The organism is Phocaeicola faecicola (assembly GCF_013618865.1).
Lineage (GTDB): Bacteria > Bacteroidota > Bacteroidia > Bacteroidales > Bacteroidaceae > Phocaeicola > Phocaeicola faecicola.
Genome location: NZ_JABSOE010000033.1, coordinates 38007 through 50167 on the forward strand (window position 1 = coordinate 38007; position 12161 = coordinate 50167).

The window sequence follows — 12161 nt, forward strand, 5'->3', positions numbered from 1 at the left end:
ACTGGATATACCTAAATTCTTATACAACCATGGCGAATAAAGAGGAAAATGTACGGCATTTCTTAAACCTGATCAAGCGCTCACAAAGAGGTGTTTTCAAAATCTATATCGGCATGATTGCCGGCGTCGGAAAGACGTACAAGATGTTGCAGGAAGCTCATGAAATGCTGGACAACGGAATTGACGTACAGATTGGTTATGTGGAGACGCATGGACGTGCCGGTACAGAAGCGCTGCTGGAAGGATTGCCCGTCATTCCCCGCAAGAAGATTTTCTACAAGGGAAAAGAACTGGAAGAGATGGATCTGGATGCCATTCTTCAATTGCATCCGGAGCTGGTAATCGTGGACGAGCTTGCGCATACCAACGTGGATGGCTGCAGAAATGCCAAACGGTGGCAAGACGTAATGGACCTTTTGGAGGCGGGCATTAACGTGATATCGGCTGTAAACATCCAACATATCGAAAGTCTGAACGAGGACATCAAGGGAATTGCCGGAATTGAAGTAAAGGAACGGATTCCCGACAAGGTTCTGGAAGAAGCGGACGAGGTGGTAAATATAGACTTGACCGCGGAGGAACTGATCAATCGCCTGAAAGCCGGGAAAATATACAGGACAGAGAAAATACAAACGGCCCTCAGTAATTTTTTCAAGACGGAAAACATTCTTCAGTTACGGGAGCTAGCCCTTAAAGAAGTGGCGTTCCGGGTTGAAAAGAAAGTCGAGACAGAAGTGACTCCCGAAGAAAAAGCCGTTCACAGAGAACTGTATCTCGCCTGCATCAGCAGCAATGAAAAAACGCCGAGGCACATCATACGCCGTACCGCACGGCTTGCGTCGCGATACGGTACCGATTTTATGGCTTTGTATGTTCAAAGACCTTCTGAAAGTCCTGACAGAATCAACCTCACTGTTCAAAGGCATTTGCTGAACCACTTTAAACTGGTGACCGAGCTGGGAGGTGAACTGATACAGGTGGCATCATCCGACGTGATACAGACGATTATCGATGTCTGCCGTGAACGCCATGTCACCACAGTGTGTATCGGACAACCCGATTTGAACTGGAGCAAGATTTTTAAAATACACCGTTATGGATATTTTCTTAAAAATCTTTCAGAAATGGATATAAAATTGATTATCTTTCCGCAATAAAAACTATGTTATGAATATCAAGACAAAACTGACCCTCGCAATAGGAGCACTTGTTGCCATGATTGTGCTTCTGGTCTCGCTTTCTATTGTAAACCTGCAAATCCTGACGGCCACAGAGCCCAACAGTCCTGCTGCAGGTCCCGGACTGCAGCGCGCATTACTCTGGATCTCGTCTATCGGAGGCTTTTGCATCGTAATCGGTATTTTCATGCTGACGGTCCTTCCGTCTTATTTCAACAAACCGATCAAGAGAATCATCGACGGGATAAAAGACATTGCCAACCATAATTATGATTGCCGCTTGAACCTGGAAAGCCATGAATTCGCAGAAGTTTCCGAGAATTTCAACCGGATGGCCAAACGGCTTGCGGATTATCATTCAAGTACACTGGCACAGATAAAGGCGGCAAAGAACTATATGGAAACCATTATCAACAGTGTGAAAGAACCGATTATCGGCTTGAACAATGAACTGACCATCTTATTCATCAACGATGAGGCCCTGAATGTCCTCAATTTAAAGCGGGAGGATGTCCTGCAGAAATCGGCTCAGGATATTTCCATACGCAATGACTTGTTACGACGGCTTATCCGCGAGCTGATGGACTCACAGAAGGAAGACAGCGGCAAAACCGGAAAGACGGAACCCTTGAAAATATATGCTGACAATAAGGAAAGTTACTTTCAGATGAAATGCATGCAGATAAACAAACCCGGGAAAAACAATTCGGGCAGTGTAAAAGAAGGGTATGTGATCATGCTGAAAAATATCACGGAGTTCAAGGAGCTGGACTCTGCGAAGACGACGTTCATCTCAACGATATCACACGAACTGAAAACACCTATTTCTGCCATTATGATGAGTCTGCAACTGCTCGAAGACAGTCGGGTCGGCGACTTGAATGACGAACAGAAAGAACTGGCACAAAGCATTCAGGACAACAGTGAGCGCTTGCTGAACATCACCGGCGAGTTGCTTAACATGACGCAGGTTGAATCGGGTAAACTACAGCTCAAGCCCCGCATCACCAAGCCGATAGAACTGATTGAATATGCCATCAAGGCCAACCGGGTGCAAGCAGAGAAATTCAACATTCAGATTGAAGTACAATATCCGGAGAATAAAATCGGTAAGTTGTTTGTAGACAGCGAAAAGATTGCATGGGTACTGACGAACCTGCTGTCGAATGCCATCCGTTATTCTCCCGAAAACGGCCGGATCATTATCGGTACCCGCCAGACGGATGACAATTACATTGAAATGTATGTGCGCGATTTCGGCAAGGGCATAGATCCTCGCTATCACCAGAGTATCTTCGATCATTATTTCCGGGTTCCGGGTACCAAAGTGCAAGGCAGCGGACTCGGACTGTCTATCTCGAAAGATTTCGTGGAGGCACATGGAGGCACTTTGACCGTAGAAAGTGAAATCGGAAAAGGCAGCTGTTTTACCTTACGCCTGAAGGCTTGACGGGAGTCCATTCCCCCCTGCCCTTCATAAAGAAACCGTTTATAAGCAGACAAGAATTACCCGGCTGCTTATAAACGGTTTGTTTGATTATCCTACGTTGATTTTGTATGCTTCAATCTTACGATAAAGAGTGGCCAGTCCGATTTTCAATAAACGTGCGGTTTCTGTCTTGTTTCCATGGGTATATTGCAATACTTTTATAATATGCATCCGCTCAATTTCCGCCAGTTCAAAAGAATCCTTCGCCGGAGCCACTTCAGGTGTACGCTTCTGTAAGTCGAGAGGCAAATCTTCAAAGCTAATCTGATTTTCCTCACACATGATAGAACATCTTTCGATGACATTCCGGAGTTCTCTTACGTTCCCTTTCCATTCAGCATTTTCCAATATCTTCAGCACCTCCGGAGATATTCCATTGATGTGCTTCTTCAGTTTATTGGCAAATTTCTCCAGAAACATATACGACAAACTCTCAATATCGTCTTTTCGGTCCCGCAACGGAGGCAGGCTTATCTGAAAAACGGATAAGCGGAAGTACAGGTCCTCGCGGAAGTTGCCGTTCTCTATCTCTTTCTTTAAATCCCGGTTGGTAGCGGATATCACCCTGACATCCACCTTAGTCGGCTTGGTATCCCCTATTTTGATGTACTCTCCGGTCTCCAGTACACGCAACAGCCTGGCCTGTAAGTCGAAAGCCATTTCACCGATCTCGTCCAGGAAAATGGTTCCATGATTGGCCACCTCAAATAACCCCTTCTTGTCTTTCAGGGCCCCCGTGAAAGCACCGGCCTTATAACCAAACAGCTCGCTTTCCAGCAAATCTTTACTGAAAGCAGAACAGTTGATGTCTACAATAGGATATGCTGCCCGTTGACTGGCCTGATGAATGGCATGCGCAAAGACTTCCTTCCCCGTACCGGTCTCTCCGGTCAGCAATACAGCCGCATCCGTCTTCGATACTTTCTGCGCCAGCGAGATGGCCTGGGTCAGCGCTTTTGATTTTCCGACAATCGAATCAAAAGAATAAGCTACTGAAGCTGACTTTTTCCCCTTCTTTTTCTCGGTCTCATCCACCGCACGATTGATGGTAGGAATGATTTTACGGTTGTCATCCCCCTTGGTGATATAGTCGAACGCCCCATTCTTGATAGCCTGTACCCCGTCTTGAATATTACCGTGTGCAGTCAGCAGTATGATTGCAGCCTCATTAGCGTATTTTTTGATATCCAGAATAAAATCAACGCCATTACCATCGGGTAAGAACACGTCGCAAAGAATGACATCATAGGATTGTTTCTGCAATTGCTGCAATGCATCCCCGCAGCAACTTGCAGTCAATACCTTGTAACCTTCCAGTTCTATCATTCGAGCCAACAGCTTACGAATAGGTTCTTCGTCATCAATTACTAAAATTTGTACCATAAACTGACTGATTTTTTATAAGTCTTTCTTATCAGTTACAAAGATACAATTTTATTAAATTGCAACGCATGTACCGTAGTGAGTTTAATGGCAATCATGCTTCCGGATGCAACCCTTCTGAAGGCATTTCCAGTAAATATCATTCCAGAATGAAAAAGAAAGGGCGCAAACCCTGTAGCTGGATTTGCGCCCGCTTCTTCCTGCATCTTTCGATACAATACCTGTATTACGGCTTACATCTCAGAAGGAGAAGCACTCATCTCCACTTCCAGTTTTCCGCCTTTTACCACATCCTGGAACTTCACGGAAGGTACGGACAATGTTTCCCCGTTGAGCTTAAACTCTTTGACATACAAATTCTCCTTGGAATTATTCTTTGCCTCTATCACAAAGGTATCTCCCGGATAATACTCCTTATTCAACTGAATGGTAACCTTGTCGAACAGCGTACTTCCGATTGAAAAGCGGGGCTCATAATCGGCCAGCCCTTTCACGTCGAAGAGACCCAGGGAAGAAATCACATACCAGGCTCCCAGCTGTCCCTGATCTTCATCCTGACCGTATCCATACCCGTGTACTCCATCTGTACCATAGAATTTGTCGAGGATAGTACGCACCCATTTCTGAGTCAGCGAATATTTCCCGGCCTCATTGAACAGCCAGGAGATATGCAGGCAAGGCTGATTTCCCTGATTGTAATAAGTCTCCAGTCCCGTAAACGCATCAATCTCAGTCCCGCCGCTGAAAATCTTACTTTCGGAAACCGTAAAGATACGGTCCAGTCTCTTCGTAAATTCCTCTGTGCCCATCTTGGCAATCAATGCATGGGCATCGTGAGGCACATAAAACGTGTACTGATAGGAGTTGCCTTCCTGGAAACCTCTCCAGACCTGCATCGGATCGAAGTTTTCGATGAACTTGCCATTCTCCCACTTGGGATGGATAAGGTGTGTCTTGTCATTGTATATTCTTTCCCATCCTTTTAAAAGATGCATCAACCGCTTATAATCGTCTTCCTTGCCCAGACTCTTTGCCATTTGGGCAACGGCATAGGCCCCAAAAGAATATTCCAAAGTATGGGAAGCAGAGAACATCCAGGCCTCATCCGGATATTCTCCCTTATCCTTGTGAGGTACATAGCCGTATGTAAGGAAGAGGTCTGTATCCAGTTTTCCGGCTCCATACGGACGGTCCTTTCCCTCCAGTTCATTCTTCCGTGCGGCCTCGTAGGCAGTCTCCACATCGAAATCACGGATACCGCACAGATAGGCGGCAGCAATGATATTGCCCAGCTGATTGGTTCCTACTCCCGATACGTACTTGCTGCAGGCAAGGCCGTCGCCCATCCATCCGGTATCCTTATACACCTGAATGTGCGTACTGATGAAGTCGGAGAGATGCTCCGGATAAGCCAGTGCCCACACCTGCATCAGGTTCCACTGACCTCCCCAGATGCCGTCCGTATTGTGGAAGTTGAAGGCAGGCTTACCGTCTTTCATCGGCAACTGTCCGACGGTTCCATCATTCTTGGGATAAGCTCCGTTCACGTCACTGGCGATTCCCCGTCCTAATATGGCATGATACAGTCCGGTGTAAAATTTTACCTTGTCCGTCTTCACATCCGACTCCACGCGGATACGGCCCAGATAACTCTCCCAGGTAGCATGAGACTTTTCGCGGGCCTCATCAAAAGCCAGCGCATCATGATCCGTTTCCTGCAAGCGATTATTCCGTGCATTCTCTACCGAAGTATACGACAGTCCGACTTTAGCCGTAATGGCCTCCCCGTCTTTCGTGGCATACGTAAGGTAAGCCCCAGCTCCAACACCCCTGACAGTCTTTTTTCCTTCACTGATCTTCTCCCGGACAAAAGTGCCGCATGATGCTGCCGCCTTATCCATCCGAGCCGAAAAATACATGGTGATGGTAGCTCCTTTCTGGTATTTCTTGCAATATTCCGGAGCCGTTCTGACCCATCCTTCCACTGTATTAGCATCTACGATATTCACTTCAGCATCTACGGCTGCCCCGCTCTCTCCCTGACGGTTGCCGATATCAAACAGAATGTGGCTGTCCAGACCGGAAGGAAAGGTGAAACGCTGATAGGCCACTCTTTCGGTCGCTGTCAGTTCGGCCTTTATCCGATAGTCCTTCAGCCATACGGAATAATACCCTGGCTGTGCGACTTCCTCCTCATGGCTAAACTCGGAACGGTACCCCTCGCCTTTTGAATTGACCGCTCCGGGAACGGTTTTAAGTACCCCGGTAGTAGGCATCAGTACGATACCGCCCACCTGAAATTCATGCAGGCAAGGAAAACCCTCAATGGAAGTATCCCGATAATCATAACCGGTAGCCTCCCATCCACTCTTGTTGCCAACACTGGCATTTGTCGCCGCTGCCGGTTTGGCCATTCCGAAAGGCAATGCCCCGGGAGTAAAATGAAACCACCTGCAATGAGCAGTGCCTATCAGCGGATTCACGTACTGGGTCAATGACTCAGGAGCGCTCTCTTCCTGCTTGTCGGTATGGCACGAAGACAAACACATCGCGCCCACGAATAATGAAATAATCAGTTTTTTCATCAGTTGATTGTGTTAACAGGTTATCTACTATCTTATTATTTTATAAGTTTCTATCGCAAACGGCTCGAGAACAAGGGTATTCACCGTTTCCAGTTCCTCCTCAATCAATGTGGTATGCTTAATGGCTGAAGGAGTAAACGGCAGGGCAAGATTCACCTTCTGTGGTTCTCCGGAGCAATTATACATACGGACAATCCAGCTGTTGTCATCCTCGCATTTCTTCAAGGCCGTTACCTTGACATTCGGATTATCCAGCGAAAGGAAGGAATAATTCTCAGGCAACGCTGCCTTCGCATATGCCACAGGCGAATCTGTCACCAGCAACGGAGCATTCGGTGAGACTCCTGCTTCTTCGACAGAAGCCTCGGCCAGTTGGGAAGTAATCGAGAAATCAAACGAATGATCGCCCGGCTGGAAATAATCATTTCCCAGATAATGACAACTCTTCCGGGAAGCCATCAACACCGGCTGCAGGATCGGATACGACACCGGATTGTCGGTAGGATCGATATAATCGGCCACAGCCACAGAACCGGTCAGTATCACATTGCCTGTCTTATCACCCGCACAAATCCAGTTGCCGATTCCCCGCGGATGCTGGTTCTTATTCAGCTCATAATAACGCTCACCTGCAGCCCCAGGCATCTCATCCCGGCCGACCGTAAGAGACCCGTAAGGAACCTCGTACGAGACAGACGCTCCTTCCATTGCCAACGGCCACATCATGCGGAACTCACGGAACATCACTCCTTCCCAGTTCAACAGGTCGACATGAATATCTATCCGTTTCGTCTGATGATAAATCTTCAACGTCTGCTCTACGACTGCATGCCGTATGGGACTGCGCAATTTATAAGATGAAAATACCGGTCCGTTTTCAATCAGCTGCCACTGTCCGGCATGCAGTGACACCTTATCAAATCCTTCCATGTCCGGTTGCTGCACGGCATCAAACTCACCGGCACCATTCCCTTCCGAGTGCAAGGTAACGATTTCTCCTCCCAGAAACTTATCGGTCCGCAACAGTTCTTTTCCCAGAGCCTTGTCGTACAGGCTCCGGATGCCTCCCGGAACCAGACTGATGGTATAAAAAGGATTGTCTATCCGGACACTGTCGGCATGTACTTCTGCCGAGGATGGGGCAGCATTGCACGGATTCACATAATAAGTCTGATGGCCCAATGAAGGAACATCAGAGGCCACGAAGTCAATCCGGACCTTTTTAATGGAACCGTCTGCATAGCGGTCGATTTCGGACAACTGGACAGGCAGTTTCTTTCCTTCCGCATCCGACAACGTCAAATGCATTGCCTCTCCCTCCCCGAAAGCAGCCACATACGAAACCGGGACTGTACGACGGTAGGCCAGATGATTGAACAGTACGACCGGACGGCCTTTCTTCAAGTCCGTTCTGACCGATGAGGCAAGATAAGCAGCCTCCTGCGACAGCAGTTTTTCGGCCTCAGACAGAGCAAATTCATATTGGCGGCGGAACTCATTATCCGTCAGTTCCCCACGGTTGCCTCCCCAACCATGGTCGGGATATATTTTAGCCTTCCAGGCTTCATGAAGTGCCTGTTCCGGATACTGCACAAAAGACCCCGAGCACATGGCACGGCACGATGCAAGCCTCTCGGCTGCCGGCAACAGCATGTCCCCTTTACGACTTGCCGTCACCGCTTTTTCATGCGAAGGTCCATGGATGTAAAGCCATACATTCGGACGCTCTCCCTGACTTACGGGAAGACTGCCGGTAGAACGGTCAAGGGCATTGAAGAAATTGTCGGCCGTGGCATACCTGAACTTCGGCAAATTCACCTTAGTGAACTTTTTGTCTCCTGCCTTACGGATATATCTGATCTGATTCCACTTTTCAGTAAACTCCAGGGAATTGGCCACCGGCTTCTGGTCCCATGAAAGCTCATAATTCAGCATGGCCGGCATCACGGTTTCAGCATTCTTATGGTTATTGTATTTCGTATACCACAATATGGCCTCTTTTCCCAGTTCCTTGACCGCAGCGGTATCCGGCTTCGCCATTACATTATAAAAATAGATATAATGACCGGGAGTATAGGTCCTTACCATAGACCCGTCCGGAGCAGCCCAGTTGAACAGCCCCCTCTCATGACGGCTAATGACCAGGTTGTTGACTCCCGCCTTCTTCATAATCTGAGGCATCTGCAAGGTCCTGCCCGGTACATCCACGTTAAAGTACGACAAGGTCTGATACCCGTCGAAAGTCTGCTTCAACCAGCGGGCTCCCAGATAAAACTGACGCGCGAGCGATTCTCCCGAATACATTTCCTCGTACGGCTGTACAAAAGTTCCCCCTATACAGATACGCCCGTCCTTAATGTACTTATCAAACAAAGGCTTCGTTTCCGGATGCCGGTGCAGATACTCCATCACGATGGAAGTCTGCTCAATATCCATCTTAAACGCAGGATCCTCCTCAAGTCGTTTAAAAAAGGAGTAAGCCAAAGAGTATCCCGGTCGGCTATACATGCATCCAGATGATTCAGCCAGGCCAAATCCTGATGCGTGGTAGTAAAAAGGTAAATGCTGCCATTTCCCAACTGAGAGTCGGACAAATCCTTCAACAACCGGAAAGTCTCTTCATCGCATGTATAAATATCTTTCTCGAACTGTGCGTAGTCCGGAATCATACAACCTGCCCCCAATAGCATAAGAAGCCATCTTCTGCCTGTTTTTCTTTTCATAATATTATTTTTAGCCATAAACAATCCATATTCGTTCGCCATAAGGTCAATCTGCCTATGATTATTTTTCATTCATCTCTATCCCCTCGACATGTTTTTACATAATAATAGCAATCGGCCTGTTTAAAGGTTATTTAATCGGTTAAATTATCAGTCAAAAAGCAAAGCACGTCAGACTATGAGTTCGTTTTTTACTACCTTTCCAACATATTCGAACTCCTTGCCTTTCCGGATGTTCTCCAGAAGAGTAGCTACACTCTCTTTGCCCATCTCGGCAATAGGCATCCTGGATATAGCCATCTCAGGAGCCAGAATATCAAGCGCTGAGGTATCATGGAAACATCCCATCTGAAAACGGGAATGGAAATCGATCTTTTTACGGATGAAATAACGGATAGCTTCCAAAGCCAGATAATGGGTAGCAAAGAAAAATCCATCCACATCGGGCACTTCAGCAAACAAACCATCCAGTTTTTCGATAATATCTGTCTGATAATTGGCTCTGTCGATAAAAAGCTCCAGAGAAACCAGCCTCTCACATCCCGCATCAGTCAGTGCCTGGTAATAACCTTCTATGCGCTGCTTCATTACATAAAGATGCACATCAGTAGTAACCAGTGCTATTTTATGCGCACCAGATACCGCTAACCGCTTTACCAGATCATAGCAGCCTTCCTTATTATTCACCACTACATAATTTGAGGGAATGCTGGGGTAATACCGGTCGACCAGCACAAAAGGAAAAGATTCTTTTTTAAGATAATCAATACCGTCCCTGGAGAGGTTGTTGGGGGCAATGATCAGACCATCCACCTGCTTGGACCGCAGCGCTTTCATCAGTTCGAATTCCTTTTCCCCGTTTCCTTCCGAACTGCAGACAAACAGCATGTATTTGTTTTTGATTGCCTCTCTTTCTATCGCCATTGTCAACTGGGCATAAAAGGTATCATCGATAAACGGAATAATCAGCCCTATCGTATTCGAAGTCCCTAATGAAAGGCTGCGGGCAATCAGATTCGGACTGTAATTCACCGAATCCGCATAATCTTTCACACGCTTGATGGTTTTCTCACTGAATCCTTTTTTCTCTCCTTGCCCCGAAAGAATCCAGGAAACCGTCGCCTTGGAAAGGTTCAATGCTTCTGCGATCTCTTTTATTGACATAACGTGTATATTTAACCGGTTTAAAAATACAAACTTTACTCATAAGAGACCCGTTTCCAACAAAATAATTTTTTAATTTAAGTTTGTTTAATATTCTACTGAATTCTACTGACAGAAACTGTCAGCCGGGACATTGCCATCACCAAGGGCATGATGTGCTTCCTGCAAGGAATTCCCCATTCCATAAGAATGTCTGCCATCCGTTACAATATAAAGATCATCTTCCAGACAAACATCATTTCTCTCCAGCATCAGGGATACAAGCGTATAGGAGTCGAGGACTTTCCAATAATTCTCTCCCTGGGCAATCACCCTATAAAGTGCATTCTCATATTGAAAGTAACCGCTGTTTCTCCAAATAAGCCTGCGCAGACAGGTGGGGAAATCCTGTTTTTCCCTCATCGTACAAGCCGCACCTTCCATACCCAGGATGCTTGCTTCCACCCGTAAATCAACAGGCAATGCTTGCACGGCAGTAAAGAAAAGATTCAGTATCCCACCTACCGTCAAACGGTCCGGAAGTTGCCCGATTGCCGATCCGGCCAAATTCAAATTTCCATTTACCGTCAGTCCCTCCGGCAATGACTCCAGTTTCTTACAGTTGCTCAAATCAACATCTCCTCCGATACGGATGCCTGCCGGAAGTGTTTTCAAAGAACTGCCGCAGGCACTCAGCCGACCTCCAATTTTCAGATTGCCGGGAAGCGCGGAGATGGAAGTCCCGGAGATGTCCAGATTTCCAAAGACAATCCTGATGTCCGGAAGGTAGGATAAAGCCCTGCAATTGCGTATGACCAGATCTTCTGCAAAAGCGATGCATGAACGAGGAATCCTGCACAGACGGGAACAGTTATTCAATATCAAACGGTGCGCGCAGGAAAAATTCTCCGGCAGTGCGGTAATTTCGGAATCCTCTATCAACAATTCATCCAGCAGAAGCTGATCCGGCAGTACATGCAGGTTAGGACACCGGATTATCTTCAGGCACCGTACCCTCAAGTCGGCAGGCAAGCATGTCAGAGTACGGCAATCTTCCAGCGTAAGTTCATAAAGGCAAAGCCCTTCCGGCAACTCATCCGTCACTCCTGCAAGCCGGATGCTTGAGTCTCCACTCTCCAGTTCCTCTATCGTAAATCCTGCCATGCGGCATACATCTCCTTTTGTCAACATCGGCTATCTTTTATTTTAATTCAGCATTCTTCATGTACTTCTTTCTGCTCTTCCCCTTCTCGCATCAAGCCGTCTGAGAAAGGCAGACCGATATCTTTTTACACAGACAACGGAGGTTGTCCGTAAAAAGATACCGGTCGATGGCTGTTATCAGCAAGGTCTGATGCTCAAGATAATAATCTCCCTACCCCGAGCCACGCTACCTCTTCTGTATAACTCTTCCTTTGCTTCACTTTCCGTACCGCCATACAGCATAAGATAGGTTGTACATCTGCTTCCAGCCTCATAAATTACTTCAAATCTGCTTCTAGTCATAATTTCAGGTATTAAAGTTAAACAATATTTCACTAGTGTCTCTTAATAATTGTAAAAAGACTCGTTAATTATTTGATTTACAATATTTGTTTTCAAAAAATGCTTGTCGCATATTTGAATCAGTTACCTTAGGGGCTGGGCCAAATTGCGATAG

At 46.7% G+C, this 12161-nt stretch carries 8 protein-coding genes; 2 read left to right on the plus strand and 6 right to left on the minus strand.

Annotation, left to right across the window (positions count from 1 at the left end):
- Positions 1-29: 29 nt before the first annotated feature.
- Positions 30-1157 (plus strand): sensor protein KdpD, encoded by a 1128-nt coding sequence (locus H3001_RS10425; RefSeq protein ID WP_181214874.1) that lies wholly within the window; start codon positions 30-32, stop codon positions 1155-1157.
- 10 nt (positions 1158-1167) lie between these two features.
- On the plus strand, positions 1168-2628 hold the full coding sequence (locus tag H3001_RS10430) for an ATP-binding protein (RefSeq protein ID WP_181214875.1): 1461 nt from the start codon (positions 1168-1170) through the stop codon (positions 2626-2628).
- An 87-nt stretch (positions 2629-2715) separates the two neighbouring features.
- Here the strand turns inward: H3001_RS10430 and H3001_RS10435 are convergent, their stop codons facing one another.
- The 6 genes from H3001_RS10435 to H3001_RS10455 form a co-directional block, all read right to left on the minus strand.
- On the minus strand, positions 2716-4050 hold the full coding sequence (locus tag H3001_RS10435) for a sigma-54-dependent transcriptional regulator (protein WP_181214876.1): 1335 nt from the start codon (positions 4048-4050) through the stop codon (positions 2716-2718).
- 233 nt (positions 4051-4283) lie between these two features.
- Positions 4284-6635, minus strand: a complete 2352-nt coding sequence (locus H3001_RS10440) for a GH92 family glycosyl hydrolase (protein WP_181214877.1) — start codon at positions 6633-6635, stop codon at positions 4284-4286.
- Between the two features lie 27 nt (positions 6636-6662).
- On the minus strand, positions 6663-9071 hold the full coding sequence (locus tag H3001_RS10445) for a glycoside hydrolase family 38 N-terminal domain-containing protein (protein WP_246368551.1): 2409 nt from the start codon (positions 9069-9071) through the stop codon (positions 6663-6665).
- Positions 9044-9358, minus strand: coding sequence for a hypothetical protein (locus tag H3001_RS19485; protein ID WP_246368552.1), 315 nt, complete (start codon positions 9356-9358; stop codon positions 9044-9046). The genes H3001_RS10445 and H3001_RS19485 overlap by 28 nt, the downstream gene beginning before the upstream one ends.
- A 171-nt stretch (positions 9359-9529) precedes the next feature.
- Positions 9530-10522: a LacI family DNA-binding transcriptional regulator gene (locus H3001_RS10450; RefSeq protein ID WP_181214878.1), complete on the minus strand. Its 993-nt coding sequence runs from the start codon at positions 10520-10522 to the stop codon at positions 9530-9532.
- 105 nt (positions 10523-10627) lie between these two features.
- Positions 10628-11692: a leucine-rich repeat domain-containing protein gene (locus tag H3001_RS10455; RefSeq protein WP_181214879.1), complete on the minus strand. Its 1065-nt coding sequence runs from the start codon at positions 11690-11692 to the stop codon at positions 10628-10630.
- Positions 11693-12161: the final 469 nt, after the last annotated feature.

Excerpts from the sequence above, each read along its gene's own strand:
- H3001_RS10425 (WP_181214874.1), top strand. The coding sequence starts at position 30 with ATGGCGAATAAAGAGGAAAATGTACGGCATTTCTTAAACCTGATCAAG.
- H3001_RS10430 (WP_181214875.1), top strand. The coding sequence starts at position 1,168 with ATGAATATCAAGACAAAACTGACCCTCGCAATAGGAGCACTTGTTGCC.
- H3001_RS10435 (WP_181214876.1), bottom strand. The coding sequence starts at position 4,050 with ATGGTACAAATTTTAGTAATTGATGACGAAGAACCTATTCGTAAGCTG.
- H3001_RS10440 (WP_181214877.1), bottom strand. The coding sequence starts at position 6,635 with ATGAAAAAACTGATTATTTCATTATTCGTGGGCGCGATGTGTTTGTCT.
- H3001_RS10445 (WP_246368551.1), bottom strand. The coding sequence starts at position 9,071 with ATGGATATTGAGCAGACTTCCATCGTGATGGAGTATCTGCACCGGCAT.
- H3001_RS19485 (WP_246368552.1), bottom strand. The coding sequence starts at position 9,358 with ATGAAAAGAAAAACAGGCAGAAGATGGCTTCTTATGCTATTGGGGGCA.
- H3001_RS10450 (WP_181214878.1), bottom strand. The coding sequence starts at position 10,522 with ATGTCAATAAAAGAGATCGCAGAAGCATTGAACCTTTCCAAGGCGACG.
- H3001_RS10455 (WP_181214879.1), bottom strand. The coding sequence starts at position 11,692 with ATGTTGACAAAAGGAGATGTATGCCGCATGGCAGGATTTACGATAGAG.